The organism is Psychrobacter sanguinis, assembly GCF_020736705.1.
In the GTDB taxonomy this organism is placed as follows: Bacteria; Pseudomonadota; Gammaproteobacteria; order Pseudomonadales; family Moraxellaceae; genus Psychrobacter; species Psychrobacter sanguinis.
Window position 1 is genome coordinate 3,106,008 of sequence record NZ_CP085990.1, and the last position, 16,198, is coordinate 3,122,205.

The window sequence follows — 16,198 nt, forward strand, 5'->3', positions numbered from 1 at the left end:
TGAGTGTCCTGCTTATAACTTGTTTCTCTTAATTTAATGGCATTTAACAGCTATTGAAAGGCTTCGCTACAATTGCCTTTTAGCCTATAGTTGAATGCTTCATTGTTAATTGCCTTGGCTGATACCGGCGTCATCAAAGCTGGCCATCTCATTGATAATGGCACAAGCAGACTGTAGTAAGGGATAAGCCAAAGCTGCACCACTGCCCTCACCCAAACGCAAATCGAAATCAAGCAAAGGCTGAGCATCAAGGGCTTGTAACATATGTCTATGACCCGGCTCCATCGAACTATGACCAAATATCGCAAACTGTGATACCCCAGGAACCAAACGCTCAGCGACTAGCAGCGCACTACTAGCAATAAAACCATCAACCAATAAGACACGTCTGTCATGCGCGGCTTGAATATAAGCGCCTGCCATCATTGCAATTTCAAGCCCGCCCACAGCTGCTAAGATTTCAAGTGGCTCGGTAACTGCCTCATAGCGTTTAAGCACTTGGCTTAGCACCTGTAACTTATGCTGTAACCCAGTTTCATCAAGTCCGGTGCCTCGACCAATACATTCTGCAAGAGGCGTATCGGTTAATTTTGCCAACAATAAACTGGCCGCCGAGGTATTACCAATCCCCATTTCACCACAGATAAGTAGGTTGCCTTCTAACGCTTTGGCAATCTCCATACCTGACTGCAAGGCAGAAATACACTCTTCTAAAGTCATCGCTGGCTCAGCCAATGCATCTCGACTGCCTAAACGTACTTTATAATCCAATAATTGCGGGTGTTGATTTACCCCAAATTCTGCAAAATCAGCCGCGACCCCTGCATCGACCACTTTTAACGCAATATCATGTTGACGAGCAATCACATTAATAGCGGCGCCACCGTTTAGAAAGTTAAGCACCATTTGAGCGGTGACTTCACTCGGAAACGCCGAAGTGCCATGTTGTGCCAAACCATGATCTGCAGCAAATACCCTGATTTGTGGACGTTCAATCTTCGGTTGAGTCGTACCTTGAATCAGACCCAATTTTACGGCTAATGATTCTAGTCGACCTAATGAGCCCTGAGGCTTGGTCTTATTGTCCAAGATGGTTTGTAATTGTTGGCGAAGTTCAGCATCTTCAATCGTTGGTATCGTGGGCAAGGTAAATGAATGCAAAGCTGGCTCCTATTGAATGGACTTTTTATAATGACAAAACTTCTAATGGTAAGTAGCCATTTTTAAGTGGCTTTTCTAAATAGCTGCTTTTAAGTGGCTATTTTTAAGTAGCGTTTTTTAAAGTAATAAGTAACCTAAAAAGCAGCCTAAAACATTATTCTGCTAGCAGTGCATTAAGTCGTTCATCTATCTCTGTCTTAAACTCTTTGTCTTCTATTTTATTGGCACTAATCTTGGCGTTCTTCAGGCTCTCAATGGCTTGCTCTTTTTGTCCCAATTCAAGCTGTAGCTCTGCCATAGAGTAAGCAATGGAGGCCATGTGGTCTTTTGAATTAATTTTAACCGCTTTATCGAGTGCTTTTTGATAAATAACCAACGCTTGTTCTAAGTCTACCGTGAAATCTGCCAAAGTTTCCCACTGCTCAGGATGGTCTTTATCGGTCCCTTCATTATCAGTACAAAGCGCTTTTAGTTCAGCATATAAGGCGTCAAACTGCTGCTGATCATCTTGACTGTCAGCCTCTAAAAGATCTTCTGCTAAGTTGTAGATGGCTTTGTATATTTTGGTATTAATCATTGCGGATTACCTTATGGTTATTCTTATTATAAAAAACACCCTAGCCAATAATCTGCTTATTAATTAGGGCATCTCGCGTTTGATTGGGATTATAACGCATATCCTAACTCACCATGATTATAATCGTTAAAGTCATATAGTCGTCTGGTCGTCATGAGCGAAATCAAGAGTGACTGCTTTAATCTCGGTAAGCTTGTTATACGAAGCTGCGTTTAAAGTAGTATTAAAGCAGTATTAAAGCGCTACTTACACTCAATTTCGTTGCCTCTTATTTACTTAGCTATGACTATAACATCTGATAGCCAGGTCCACCCATTGGATTACTAATTAGATAAAAACTAACCGCAAAAAAAGGCAGCGCTATTAAAGATTTTAAAAAAGGAGACCGACATTTTTCCCAACGAGTTATCACATAATACAGATTAGCAAAGGGTACAAACAGGTATATCAAGCCCCAAGCGGTCGATTCTTCAAAGGCTAGCAACGCCAACTTTAGTCCATAAATAACAATAATAATAAAACCTATAATAAAGAAAATCAGGCCAACGGTATCCATTTACCTCTCCAAATATGTTTAAAAATAAACTCAGTTTAAAAGTCTATTGCCGCTTTGTCTGTTGCCCTTGCTTTACCTGAATTGTAGAGACTGAATTTTATAAGCTTAAGCTTAGACAACTATTTAATTGAGGTTTGCGTGGTGAATTGGGCTATGCTTTCGCATTGGTTGCTATACAAAATAACTGTGTCTATACTTAGATAATGCTATTCATTAGTCACCTGCTATAACCTGATACGCAACATCTGATACGCAACGGAATGCGCCCACAAATAATCTTAAGGTAATACTATGTCACTTTGTCTAAATATGATTGTGAAAGATGAAAGCCACATCATAGAAACCACCTTACAAAATATCTGCCAAAACTTTCCCATTACTTATTGGGCAATCTCAGACACAGGCTCTAGTGACAATACCGTTGCCTTGATAGAACAATTTTTTAAAGACCAAGGCATTGAAGGTCATATCCATCATGAGCCTTGGAAAAACTTTAGTCACAATAGAAATGCCGCGCTAAAGCAGTGCGAAGGTAAAAGCGATTATATTTTGATATTCGATGCTGATGATCATGTTCAAGGCAAACTTAATCTACCGCAGCTGAACTCGAAGACGGATGTAGACAGTTACATGATGCAGTTCACTAGTGAGTCAGGCGGTATAAAGTACCTTCGCAAGCTGATTATAAAAAATGACGGCAGCTATAGTTGGCAAGGGGTGCTGCATGAATTTTTAAAATGCAACCGCCCTGAAAATGTTGCAGAGATTAATGGTAACTACGCTATTGTCTCTGGTCGAAAAGGCAATCGCAGTCTGGATAAAAACAAATATCAGAAAGATGCAAAAATTCTAAAAGAGGCTTTCCTTGCTGCTGAAGATACTGAGCTATTGCCCCGTTATGCTTTTTATTGCGCTCAGTCTTATAGAGACGCTGCCATGTCTGAGCAGGCCATTGAATGGTACAAAAAACGAGTTGAGATAAAAGCAGGTTGGGCCGATGAGATCTATTGTAGTTATATCGAGCTGGGACTGTTATACGAAAAACAAAACGACTTTAAACAGGCGCTATATTACTGGCAACAAGGCATAATCCATGACCCTAATCGGGCCGAGTGCTGGTATCACACTGCTCGAAGACACAGTTGGAACAAGCACACTGAGTTGGCCTATATTTTTGGTAAACAAGCCAGTGAAGTGCCTTTTCCTGTGGGCAATCGGCTCTTTATCGTGACCGACATCTATAAATATTGGTCTTATTATGAATGGTGCATCAATGCCTATAAACTACAAAAGTATTCAGAGTCTTATCAGGCTTTTAAAAAGTTAGTGGCTGCTTGCTCTCAAGACTTGTTAGATCGGGTAGCGCATCAACTCACTCATTACGCAGATTTGATATCAGAAGACAGTTTTGCTGAGGTCAGCGAATTATCATTAAACCTAAATCGATTAAATAGAATAAATTTGCTGCATGAGACCCTAGCTAATAACAGATAGCAGCGTTAAATCAAACTCTTAGTAATTTGCTATAGTCAGCCTATAAAACCAAAGCTATAAATACAGTACTATAAAACTAAAACCTAAAACTACAAACATAGCACTATAACTTTACTTCCGCTCTATAGGACCCTCATGACAAAAAATTTAACTTTAGATGACACAATTAATAAGCATAAAACGCCAACAGTGACCGCACAAACCTTTTCTTTCAGACCTAAGATTATATTTTTTGATATCGACGATACTTTAAGCCGTGACGGAATCATCGCGCCTCATAATAAAGCCACCTTAGAGCAGCTATCGAAAACCGATATTAAACTGGTCATTGCCACTGGTCGCTCTAAATCAATCATTCCTGAAGATATTTTAGCGTTATTTGAGTCAGGGGTTTTTGATGCGATTGTCTGTACCAATGGCCAATACAGTTTCGATAAAAAAGGGATCATTAGCCATTATCCATTAACTTTAGAACAAGCCAGCAAGATAGATGAATTGTGTCGTCAAGATCATCTTATTCATAAGTTTGACTCAGACACTCATTTGGCTTGGGCCAATGACAATGAACAAATACGCGCCTTTATCGCTATGACACCAAGCTCAATCATTGATCCAAATTACTATAAAACCAACCCTGTGTATCAGTGTTCCGTATTTTTTAAAGATGAGCAGCAAAAAATGCAGGAAGTAGATTTTGCGAAGTTTGGACTAAAGCTGGTTCATTGGCATCAAATTGGCGGCGATATTTTGCCTATTGATGCGTCTAAAGAACGAGGTGTGCGTGATGTTTGCCAGTACTTTAGTATCGACATTAATGATGCCATGGCCATTGGTGATGGGTTTAATGATTTAGAAATGTTTGACGCAGTAGGCTTTGCTGTGGCAATGGGTGATGGGCAGCCCGCTTTAAAACTTAAGGCAGATTGGATTACTGGGAGTATTGAAGAGTATGGCTTACAGAAAGTCTTGCATCCTTTGCTTGAGGTTGCAAACAGTTAAACCTTCATCAAAGTATAAAATAACCAAATTTCCATTGACAAACTGCCATTCACAAACTGCCATTAAAAAAGACCGTCTGGCTTAAGGTCACTACCTCTTACCCAACGGTCTTTTACATTCAAGCTAAAGCAGTTTATTGAGCCTACAACCCTGCTTTTAAACTGGCTTCAATAAATTGATCCAAATCACCATCTAATACGGCACCGGTATTAAAAGTTTCAACGCCAGTACGTAAGTCTTTAATGCGAGAATCATCTAACACGTAAGAGCGAATTTGACTGCCCCAGCCCACATCAGACTTATTGTCTTCAACGGCTTGCTGTTTCTCCATACGCTTTTGCATTTCAAGCTCATACAGCTTAGCGCGTAGCATTTTCATTGCTGTCGCTTTGTTACCATGTTGACTACGTTCGTTCTGACACTGCACCACGGTATTGGTCGGTTCATGGGTAATACGAACTGCTGAATCTGTGGTGTTCACGTGCTGACCACCGGCACCGCTTGAGCGGTAAGTATCGATGCGCAGATCCGCTGGATTGATATCAATGTCAATATCATCATCAATCTCAGGAGACACAAAAACTGCAGCAAATGACGTGTGGCGGCCATTATTACTATCAAAAGGTGATTTACGAACCAAACGATGCACGCCTGTCTCGGTACGCAGCCAACCAAAGGCATAATCACCGGTCACTTTAAAGGATGCTGATTTAACCCCTGCCACACTACCGGCAGAAACCTCAGTAACATCCACTTTAAAGCCGTGCGACTCGCACCAGCGGGTGTACATGCGCAGTAACATCTCTGCCCAGTCTTGAGCTTCTGTACCACCACTGCCTGACTGAATATCAACGAAACAGTTATTAGGGTCCATCTCCCCGTTAAACATACGCTTAAATTCTAAGTCTTCCACTTGCGCTTGGGCCGCATTTAGCTCTTGCTGTACATCTGAAAGCAAACTTTCATCATCAGCCTCTACCGCCAACTCAAGCATGGCTGCGGCATCTTCTAGCGTCGTTTCAAGTCCGGTAATGGTATTGATAATAGCGTCCAATTGGCTTTTTTCTTTGCTAATTTTGGTCGCTCGCTCAGGATCATTCCAAAGCTCAGGGCTTTCCATCTCAAGGTTAACTTCTTCTAGGCGCTCTGACTTACCCTCGAAGTCAAAGATACCTCCGTAGATCCTGTGAACGTGCTGTTAAATCTTTAATTTGTTCTTGGTACTGGTTGATTTCCATAAATATTCCAAAAGTTTAAAGCGATTGTCTTTCAATGAGACAGATGTCTTGAGTAGACCCTATTAGCTTAGCTCAATTTAATTTAGCCTAACTTAGTTTGGCTTAGGGATAGACCAATCTTCTACTGCCCAGCGATGGGCTAATGCATGAGCATGTAATACCTCGTCTGGGGTGACTGCTACTGGGACATCAGCCCATTCTAATAAAGGTAAGTCATTTTTTGAGTCTGAGTAACCATAGGTTTTACTATAGTGAATACCCTGCTCTTGCTTGGCCTTTAGCCACTTATTAAGGTGGTATATTTTACCTTCTTTAAAGTTGGGTTTGTCTGTTAATTTTCCAGTATAACGATTGTCTTTTACTTCAAGCGGCGTGGCCAGCACATTGGCAGCTTCAATACCAAAGCGCTCGGCAATTGCTGATACTACAAAATCGTTGGTCGCAGAAATAATCACCACATCATGTCCTGCTTCAAGATGTCGTTGAATAGCCTCGATAGCTTGGGGGCGAATGTGCGGTTCAATTTCAGTTTTGATATACGCTTCTCTAATGTCATGAAGTCGTTCTAGCGGCAAAGTGGTTAAAAACTCTGCCACAAACTCATTGTATTCCGTCGCATCTAAGGTGCCCTCGATGTACTCTTCATAAAATCGCTGATTGGCGGTTCTGTATTGCGCCTCATCTACCAAGCCATTTTTGACAATATACTCACCCCATAAATAGTCGCTATCGACATCAAGTAAGGTATGATCCAAATCGAATAATGCCAATTCTTTACCGTTATTTAGCGCCTCTGTCTGGTTATTTAGCGAACTGTTCGCTGCTTGGTTATGCATTTAGCCCCTCACCCTCTTTACCCAAAAAATTAATATAAATTTGTTAATCAAAGCCTATTCTCTACAAGCCCGTTTGTTAAAAATTGCTTACTCAGGTGCCTCTATCTGCTGTAAACCGGTTTTAAATTGCTCTGACTTATGAGCATAATGTAGCGCTGACATTTTGAGCATGGCTGCTTGCTCATCGGTCAAAGTTTTGACTACTTTAGCCGGTGCACCCATAACCAATGAATTGTCTGGAATCTCTTTGCCTTCAGTGACCAACGCTTTGGCCCCAATAATACAGTTTTTACCAATTTTGGCATTATTTAGTACCACGGCACCAATGCCAATCAAGCTATTCTCACCCACTGTGCAACCATGTAGCATCGCCAGATGACCAATGGTAACGTTGTCACCAATATTTACCTCAATCCCAGCATCGGTATGAATAACCGCATTTTCCTGCACATTGGTACAGTTGCCTATATTAATACGCTCATTATCACCCCGTATCACTGCGCCAAACCAAACATTGGCTTTGTGACCTAAATACACATCACCAATAACTCGAGCGCTATCAGCCACCCACCCTTCAAAAGGAACGGCAAATTGTGGGGCTTTGTCTAAATATTTATAAATCATTACTCTGCACACGACAAAAAAACAAAAAAGTCTGTTAAAGCAAAGGCATAATAGTAATTTTTAAGACGAATCAGACTATGCCAAACCTTAACAGACTTAGTGAAACTTTAACCCAAAACCTGAGTATGAACAAGGCAAGAATCAATTGTTTGAGCCTAATGGTAATAGCCCTGATTACTGCTCAAAGCAGTAATCTTAAAAAAAATAGCAAGACACCTTCCTGTGGTAAAACCGACAGCCACTATCGCAGACTACAGCGATTTTTTTCCGAAGCGAGGATAGACTACGATCAACTGGCTTTAATGATATATCGACTATTTGGGCTAGGCAAAGTCACCTTAACCATTGACCGCACCAACTGGAAATGGGGTAAAAGTAACCTCAACATCTTTATGCTAGGAGTGGTATATAAAGGGATAGCCATCCCCTTATACTGGCAAATGCTAGATAAGCGAGGTAATACAAACCATCTTGAACGCTGTGAACTTATTGAGCGGTTTATCAAACAATTTGGCAAAGATAACCTTGAGATGATAGTAGCGGACAGAGAGTTTGTTGGCGAAAAATGGTTTAACTGGCTCACCAATAATCACATACCCTTTGCCATACGGATTAAGAAGAACAGTAAAGTTAAGAATCATCATGGCAAGTTGGTACAGATTAAAGAGTTATTTCGCCATGTTGGCCATCAAGAAACATATCGACATGGGCGAATACTGACTGTCGATGGTTGTTTGGTTCGAGTATTTGCCAAGCGTGATAAAGACTACGGTTTAGTGATTGTGGCAACCAATCAACTAGAAACAGTGGATGCGATGATAAGCTATGGCAAGCGTTGGGAAATTGAGACTTTATTTGCTTGTCTAAAGGGCCGTGGCTTTAATCTTGAAGATACCCACTTAACCCATCTTGATCGGGTCAGTAAATTAGTCGCAGTGAACGCCTTAGCATTTTGTTGGGCTTATCATGTCGGTATTTATAAAGACAAAGATAAGCCGTTAAAACGCAAGTTGAATTCAAACGCTCGACCTCAAGCCAGTTTGTTTGCGCTTGGCCTGGATGTGTTGATTGAAGGCCTGCGCTTGGTGTTTTTTAACAATGATAAGACTGTATTTCGACAGTTAGTTAGCTTTTTAACCCCTAAACCTATGAAAATCCGGTGGGGATGATTTTTTTGTCGTGTGCAGAGAAATCATTATTAACATCCTTTTATATAGTGATTGATTATATAGCGATGGGCTATGGATTAGTGATCTTGGCTATTACCTAGGATTTATTGCGTATAAGTTTTTGCCTATAAATTCTTACCTATGGTCATTAACAATAGAAATATAGGGTACAGAGTTAGCCTCTTTATGGATAGATACTTTTATTATTAGATACTTTATAAGTACGAACAAGGTTGTCTTAAAGTGTTGTTTTTTCAAAAGTATCATTTTTGTTAAAGTGGCTTTTAAAGTCATTAGATTAGCATTAATTTACTTTAAATTTAATAAAATGACTGTATTCTTCTCTTAATTATATCTGGTAACCAATAATTTTCGAGTCAATTCATTTGATGTTAATTTAACCCATGCTATTATCGCATTTTAAATGAGTATGGCTCGGATACTAACCTATATATGACTCAGATAGTCATGAATTAAGTCATAAACAATCATTAACAAATAGCCTTTCTTCTGGACAATTTATGCGTCATTTTTTATTCGATATTATATTTACCATTGTTTGTTTATTGGCCGCTGCCTGGTGGGGATTCTCGCATGGTGGTGTCAGTGGTCTAATATCAGCCCTTGCTATTACCGCTATCTTGGCAGTGATGGAAATCTCATTATCTTTCGACAATGCCGTAGTTAACGCTTCTATCCTAAAAGGATGGAATGATTTTTGGAAAAAGATATTCTTAACTGTCGGTATCTTAGTCGCTGTCTTCGGTATGCGTTTGATATTCCCAATCGTTATTGTGGCCGTGACTGCCAATTTGGGCTTTACTGAAGTCATTAATCTGGCCCTTAATGAGCCTGCTCAATATGCCGCCCACTTGAATGAGCACCATGCTGAAATTTCGGCATTCGGTGGTATGTTCCTCTTACTCGTATTCTTAACCTTTATCTTTGGTGACAAAGAAGTTCACTGGTTTGACTGGTTGGAACGTAAATTAGCTCGTTTTAGCAAAGTAGATGCCATGAGTACTTTTGTGGCCATCGCGGTGTTAATGATTTCATTGAGCTGGGTAGAGGAATCACGCGAGCCAGCAATCTTAATTGCTGGTATTTGGGGTATCTTAATTTATCTTGGCGTCAACGTCTTATCTAGTCTACTTGAAGGCGGTACTGATTCTGATGAAGATGAAGTGCTTACCGATGCAAAAGGCAATGTCATTACCAATACCGCTGGCGTGTCGTCGACTATCTTAAAGGGTGGTATCGCTGGTTTTATTTATCTAGAAGTATTAGATGCCTCTTTCAGTTTTGATGGGGTAATCGGTGCTTTCGCCATTACCAACGACGTAATCATTATTATGTTAGGTCTGGCCATCGGTGCTATGTTTGTACGTTCTATGACTCTTTATCTGGTAGATAAAGGCACCTTAAGTGAATTTGTTTATCTAGAACATGGCGCGCACTATGCTATTGGCGCATTAGCAATTATTATGCTGTTATCGATGAAGTTCCATGTGCCTGAATTGGTCACGGGTTTAATTGGCGTAGCCTTTATCGGTTTGTCTTTATACAACTCTATTCAATATAAAAAACGCACTGAGGCTCAGTAATAATTAGCCAAAGTGCCACAATTAACCGTTAGTAAAGCCAACCTTGTTCATCTAAGTTGTTTTTTGCTTATATATGTGAACACTTATTAGGAAAAACACTCATGCTTAATAAGCATAAATCTTTTGCCACTGCTCTATTACTTTCTGGCTCCGCTTTGGCGACTACTCCTGTTTATGCTGCTAACTCAGGCATAGAAACGGCTGGCGATATTGTGGCAGTCGCCATTCCTGCCATTGCTTATGGGTCAACTTACTATATGGATGATCCCGAGGGCCGTGACCAATTTTATAAGTCTTTTGCCACTAATGCGGTCGTCACTTATGGTCTAAAAAAAGCTGTTGATAAAGAGCGTCCTGATCACAGTGACAATGACTCATTTCCTTCAGGGCATACTTCTGTTGCCTTCCAAGGTGCCAGCTTTATTCACAAGCGCTATGGCCTAGAATATAGTATACCCGCTTATATCGGAGCAACGTTCGTTGGCTATAGTCGTGTTGAAGCCGATAAACATGACACTACGGATGTCTTAGCGGGTGCTGCACTGGGTGTGGCAAGCAGTATGTTCTTGACCAAGAGTTATCATAACGATGATTTAATTATCAGTGCCAACCTAGCTCCTGAGTCATATCAAGTAGCGATGCACTACAGGTTCTAGAACAGGTAATATTGGTTTCAGAATGGATAATACTAAATTTAGAATAGGTAATATTAGTTTTAGGCCTCGTAATGTGAGTTTCAAAATAGAAATTACAAATATAAGAGACATCAAATAAGATATTTACTTATTATTTCTAGTATTACCTAGCCATTTAGAGTAAGGTTTTGTATAATACGCGAAATCTGTACCTAAGCGAGTAGACATGATCCAGTTAGCAACACTCACTAATGACCTTAACTTTAGTGATATTGTTGTTTTCTGTTATTGTCGTACTCGCTTTTTTGTGGCTAAAATTTGATAACTTTCATTTTTTTAGCACTCAATCGGTCGCAAGTTTAACCAATGTCAGGTCACGATAAACACGAATTAAAAGGGTAGGAATATGGGCGTACACCAAGACACAACACATAATATCTCTAATGAAGTCGAGGCAATTTTAGCTTTAGCGGATGGCAGCATCTTCCGTGGCATCTCTATCGGTGCAGCAGGTAGTCGCGTTGGTGAAGTGGTGTTTAATACTTCAATGACTGGGTACCAAGAAATCCTAACTGATCCCAGTTATGCCAAGCAAATTGTGACGCTAACCTATCCTCACATCGGTAATACGGGTACCAACACAGAAGATGCTGAATCAGGTGACATTAACCAGAAGCACCAAGTTTGGGCAGAAGGTTTGGTCATCCGTGACGCCACTATGACCACTTCAAACTTCCGTAGCTCGGAGAGCTTGGCCGATTATCTAAAACGTCAAGACACCGTGGCCATTGCAGAAATTGATACCCGCAAATTGACCCGTATTCTTCGTGAAAAAGGCTCACAGAACGGCTGTATCATGACGGCCTCAAACGGTGAAACAATCACTGACTCAGATATCGAAAATGCCATCAAACTGGCCAATGAGTTTGTGGGACTAGAAGGTATGGACCTTGCAAAAGAATGCTCTAATGCCAATGGTTTTGAGTGGACTGAAGGTACTTGGGAACTTGCAGACCGCGGTGTCCATGGTGTGACTGATAGCGACACTGGCGGCTATTACAAAAAGCTTGGCGAGCATATCGATCATAAATTCAATGTCGTAGCATATGACTTTGGTACTAAAACCAATATCTTGCGTATGTTGGTCGATAGAGGCTGTAAAGTGACTGTGGTACATGCGCAGACCCCTATTGCCGATGTATTAGCAATGAATCCAGACGGTATATTCTTATCAAACGGCCCTGGCGATCCTGCTGCTTGTGACTACGCGATCGAAAACGTACGTCATATTATCGAACAAACTGATATTCCAACCTTTGGTATTTGTTTGGGTCACCAAATCATCGGTTTGGCGAGTGGTGCCAAAACCATGAAAATGAAAACAGGCCATCATGGTGCCAACCACCCTGTTCAAGATTTAGACTCAAAAGTAGTGATGATTACTAGCCAAAACCATGGCTTTGCTATCGATGAAGCCACTTTACCTGCAAACATTAAAGCGACACACCGCTCTTTATTTGATGGGACTAACCAAGGTATTGAGCTGACCAATAAACCAGTATTTAGCTTCCAAGGACACCCTGAGGCTAGCCCTGGTCCTAACGAGTCATCATCTTTATTTGATAGATTCGCAGCGATGATGGAACAAAATAAACAAGCTTAAAACGCCCTTTTAATCTGATTGCTAAAGACCCTACGCAGAACTAATTATATAAAAGAGAGACTTATGCCAAAACGTACCGATATCAAAAGCATTCTAATCATTGGCGCAGGCCCTATCGTCATCGGCCAAGCTTGTGAGTTTGATTACTCTGGCGCTCAAGCATGTAAAGCTCTTCGTGAAGAAGGCTATCGAGTTATCCTAGTTAACTCAAACCCAGCCACCATTATGACTGACCCAACAATGGCGGATGCCACTTACATCGAACCGATTACTTGGCAAACTGTTGAGCAAATTATCGATAAAGAGCGCCCAGACGCTATTTTACCAACTATGGGCGGTCAGACTGCTTTGAACTGCGCCTTAGACCTAGACAAAAACGGCGTACTTAAAAAATACAATGTTGAACTAATCGGGGCCAGTAAAGACGCCATTGAAATGGCGGAAGACCGAGACTTGTTTGACCAAGCTATGAAACGTATCGGTCTTGAATGTCCTCGTGCAGAAATTGCTGAGACTATGGAGCAAGCTTTCGAGATTCAAGCCAAGCTTGGTTTCCCTTGTATTATTCGCCCCTCTTTCACCATGGGCGGTTCAGGGGGCGGTATTGCTTACAACCGCGATGAATTCATTGAAATCTGTGAGCGTGGTTTTGATTTATCGCCTACTCACCAGTTGTTGATTGACGAATCGTTAATTGGCTGGAAAGAGTATGAGATGGAAGTGGTTCGTGACAAAAACGACAACTGTATCATCATCTGCTCGATTGAAAACTTTGACCCAATGGGTGTGCACACTGGTGACTCAATCACTGTAGCCCCGGCTCAGACGCTGACTGATAAAGAATATCAAATCATGCGTAACGCCTCATTGGCAGTACTTCGTGAAATCGGTGTAGAAACAGGCGGATCTAACGTACAGTTTGGGGTGAACCCAAAAACTGGTCGTATGGTCGTGATTGAGATGAACCCTCGTGTGTCTCGCTCATCTGCCCTAGCCTCTAAAGCAACTGGTTTCCCAATTGCTAAAATCGCTGCCAAATTAGCAGTAGGTTATACCTTAGATGAGCTTCAAAACGACATTACTGGTGGCAAAACACCAGCCAGCTTTGAACCATCAATCGATTATGTTGTGACTAAGATTCCTCGTTTTAACTTCGAGAAATTCCCACAAGCAGACAACATCTTATCGACTCAGATGAAATCTGTGGGCGAAGTCATGGCGATTGGTCGTAACTTCCAAGAGTCTATGCACAAAGCCTTACGCGGCCTAGAAACCGGTGCTGATGGCTTTGATGAACAGATTGATTTTGCTGCCTTAAAAGCCGGTAAAATTAGCGAAGAGAAAGTTAAATCTGAGATTAAACAGCGCCTAACGGTACCTACTCCTGAGCGTATCTTCTACATCGCAGATGCTTTTCGCTTAGGATTTAGCGTAGAAGAAGTGTTTGGCTATACCAATATTGATCCGTGGTTCTTGGTTCAGATTGAAGATATCGTTAATACTGAAGAGCAAGTTAGGCTATTGGGCTTCGGTGGACTAAACGCCAATAACCTACGTAAGTTCAAGCGTAAAGGTTTATCAGACTTACGTTTGGCCAAACTATTGGGCGTATCACAAAAGCAATTACGTAAAAAACGTTGGGATTTGGAAGTATACCCAGTGTATAAGCGTGTGGACACTTGCGCTGCTGAGTTTGCCACCTCTACCGCCTATATGTACTCTACCTATGACGAAGAGTGTGAAGCTAACCCAACCAATAACAAGAAAATCATGGTTATCGGTGGCGGTCCAAACCGTATCGGTCAAGGCATTGAGTTTGATTACTGCTGTGTACACGCCGCACTTGCTATGCGTGAAGATGGCTATGAAACCATTATGGTCAACTGTAACCCAGAAACGGTTTCAACCGATTATGACACCTCTGATCGCCTATATTTCGAGTCGATTACCCTTGAAGATGTGTTAGAAATCGTTCGTATCGAGAATCCAGACGGTGTTATTGTTCAATTCGGTGGTCAGACGCCTCTAAAACTTGCGCGTAGTTTAGAAGCCGCTGGGGTAAACATCATTGGTACCTCACCTGATGCTATCGACCGTGCCGAAGACCGTGAGCGCTTCCAGCATATGATTCATCAATTGAATCTCATTCAGCCACCTAATGCTTTAGCCACTAGCATGGAAGATGGCTTAGTTAAAGCCAAAGACGTTGGCTATCCTTTAGTGGTGCGTCCTTCGTATGTATTGGGCGGCCGCGCAATGGAAATCGTCTATAACGAAGAAGAGCTTAAGCATTATCTACGCACTGCCGTACAAGCCTCTAATGAAGCACCTGTGCTACTTGATCGCTTCTTAGATGATGCCATTGAAGTCGACGTTGACTGTGTCAGCGATGGCAATGAAGTGGTTATCGGCGGTATTATGCAGCACATTGAGCAAGCCGGTGTTCACTCAGGCGACTCAGCGTGTTCATTGCCACCTTACTCTCTATCAGAAGAAATTTGTGATGAGATGCGTGCTCAAACCATCGCTATGGCGAAAGAGCTTGGGGTTGTCGGCTTAATGAACGTTCAGTTCGCTGTGAAAGATGGTACCGTTTATATTCTAGAAGTGAACCCACGCGCTGCCCGTACTGTGCCTTTCGTGTCTAAATGTATTGGCACCTCATTGGCACAAATAGCAGCCCGCTGTATGGCTGGCCAATCGCTACAAGATCAGAATTTCACTAAGGAAATTAAGCCTTCTTTCTTCGCGGTAAAAGAATCGGTATTCCCATTTGCTAAATTCCCAGGTGTAGACCCTATTCTAAGTCCAGAAATGAAGTCTACTGGTGAAGTAATGGGCATTGGTAAAACCTTTGGTGAAGCGTTCTATAAAGGCATCATCGGTACTAACGAGCGTCTACCAGGTCTGCCTAAAGAAGGCGAAACCAAGACCGTCTTTATTTCAGTACGTGATAGCGATAAGCCTGGTATTGTGGCCGTTGCTCAACAGTTAATCGATTATGGCTTCAAGATTGTTGCTACCGCAGGTACTGAGCAGTATCTGACCGAAAAAGGCATCGAGTGTAAGCGCATTAACAAAGTGACAGAAGGCCGTCCTCATGTAGTAGATGCCTTGAAAAATGGTGAGATTGACCTTATCATCAACACAACAGAGGGCAAACAAGCGCAAGAAGACTCTTTCTCAATTCGCCGTAATGCCTTACAAAGCAAAGTATTCTATGTGACTACTTTAGGGGCAGCAGATGCCGTTTGTAAGTCTTATGCCATCGACTTGCCTTTTGAAGTATATAAATTACAAACATTACATGAGCAAGCTCAAGCGGCAGCCAAATAATAGGCTATCCAGAGCCATGTAACAAAAATTAGCGATATAGAGTGGACGAAACCCTTATAATGGCTTAATGTTAACAGTGGATTCACTTTATATCGGCTAATTTAACACCCTGATACTGGGGTTAAAAACCCAAATTATTTTATGAATTGCTAATCGAAAGCTTCGGTTAGCAATTTTTGTTATAAGCTACTGGCTATTTTTAGTCCCGTAATTGTAAATACTTTGTGGCGGTGTTCGCACTACTACAATAGAAAACCAGCCCAAACTATCGCACTTACAGCACCCTAGACCTAGGGTGTTGGGGTG

Annotated in this window: 12 protein-coding genes; 7 read left to right on the forward strand and 5 right to left on the reverse strand. The window is 41.5% G+C overall.

Annotated features, from left to right (window positions below; all coding sequences use genetic code 11):
- Positions 1 to 105: 105 nt before the first annotated feature.
- On the reverse strand, positions 106 to 1,161 hold the full coding sequence (gene cobT, locus LK453_RS13050) for a nicotinate-nucleotide--dimethylbenzimidazole phosphoribosyltransferase (protein WP_201537029.1): 1,056 nt from the start codon (positions 1,159 to 1,161) through the stop codon (positions 106 to 108).
- A gap of 154 nt (positions 1,162 to 1,315) precedes the next feature.
- A complete protein-coding gene (locus LK453_RS13055) occupies positions 1,316 to 1,738 on the reverse strand; it encodes a tetratricopeptide repeat protein (RefSeq protein WP_201537026.1) in 423 nt (140 codons plus the stop codon).
- A gap of 847 nt (positions 1,739 to 2,585) precedes the next feature.
- Here LK453_RS13055 and LK453_RS13060 point away from each other — a divergent pair.
- Together LK453_RS13060 and LK453_RS13065 are read left to right on the forward strand one after the other, a co-directional pair.
- The gene (locus tag LK453_RS13060; protein ID WP_201537023.1) at positions 2,586 to 3,788 is read left to right on the forward strand and encodes a glycosyltransferase; all 1,203 of its coding nucleotides are present in this window, start codon (positions 2,586 to 2,588) and stop codon (positions 3,786 to 3,788) included.
- 135 nt (positions 3,789 to 3,923) lie between these two features.
- The gene (locus LK453_RS13065; RefSeq protein ID WP_201537020.1) at positions 3,924 to 4,787 is read left to right on the forward strand and encodes a Cof-type HAD-IIB family hydrolase; all 864 of its coding nucleotides are present in this window, start codon (positions 3,924 to 3,926) and stop codon (positions 4,785 to 4,787) included.
- Positions 4,788 to 4,929: 142 nt separating this feature from the next.
- Here LK453_RS13065 and prfB read toward each other — a convergent pair.
- The 3 genes from prfB to LK453_RS13080 all read right to left on the reverse strand — a co-directional run bounded on the left by prfB (position 4,930) and on the right by LK453_RS13080 (position 7,485).
- Positions 4,930 to 6,025, reverse strand: a protein-coding gene (prfB, locus tag LK453_RS13070) for a peptide chain release factor 2 (protein ID WP_201527740.1) whose coding sequence is annotated in 2 segments (ribosomal slippage) — positions 4,930 to 5,952 and positions 5,954 to 6,025 — 1,095 coding nt in all. Because the reading frame shifts where the segments join, the coding sequence is not laid out codon by codon here.
- A gap of 92 nt (positions 6,026 to 6,117) precedes the next feature.
- Positions 6,118 to 6,861 (reverse strand): HAD family hydrolase, encoded by a 744-nt coding sequence (locus LK453_RS13075; RefSeq protein ID WP_201537018.1) that lies wholly within the window; start codon positions 6,859 to 6,861, stop codon positions 6,118 to 6,120.
- Positions 6,862 to 6,948: 87 nt separating this feature from the next.
- Positions 6,949 to 7,485: a gamma carbonic anhydrase family protein gene (locus tag LK453_RS13080; RefSeq protein ID WP_044297960.1), complete on the reverse strand. Its 537-nt coding sequence runs from the start codon at positions 7,483 to 7,485 to the stop codon at positions 6,949 to 6,951.
- 77 nt (positions 7,486 to 7,562) lie between these two features.
- Here LK453_RS13080 and LK453_RS13085 point away from each other — a divergent pair, with 77 nt between their 5' ends.
- The 5 genes from LK453_RS13085 (at position 7,563) to carB (ending at position 15,892) form a co-directional block, all read left to right on the forward strand.
- Positions 7,563 to 8,654 (forward strand): IS4 family transposase, encoded by a 1,092-nt coding sequence (locus LK453_RS13085; protein WP_227954002.1) that lies wholly within the window; start codon positions 7,563 to 7,565, stop codon positions 8,652 to 8,654.
- 521 nt (positions 8,655 to 9,175) lie between these two features.
- Positions 9,176 to 10,258: a DUF475 domain-containing protein gene (locus tag LK453_RS13090; protein ID WP_201541540.1), complete on the forward strand. Its 1,083-nt coding sequence runs from the start codon at positions 9,176 to 9,178 to the stop codon at positions 10,256 to 10,258.
- A 101-nt stretch (positions 10,259 to 10,359) separates the two neighbouring features.
- On the forward strand, positions 10,360 to 10,914 hold the full coding sequence (locus tag LK453_RS13095; protein ID WP_201537014.1) for a phosphatase PAP2 family protein: 555 nt from the start codon (positions 10,360 to 10,362) through the stop codon (positions 10,912 to 10,914).
- Between the two features lie 385 nt (positions 10,915 to 11,299).
- A complete protein-coding gene (gene carA / locus LK453_RS13100) occupies positions 11,300 to 12,556 on the forward strand; it encodes a glutamine-hydrolyzing carbamoyl-phosphate synthase small subunit (RefSeq protein ID WP_201537011.1) in 1,257 nt (418 codons plus the stop codon).
- Between the two features lie 63 nt (positions 12,557 to 12,619).
- Positions 12,620 to 15,892, forward strand: a complete 3,273-nt coding sequence (gene carB / locus LK453_RS13105; RefSeq protein WP_201536997.1) for a carbamoyl-phosphate synthase large subunit — start codon at positions 12,620 to 12,622, stop codon at positions 15,890 to 15,892.
- Positions 15,893 to 16,198 lie beyond the last annotated feature (306 nt).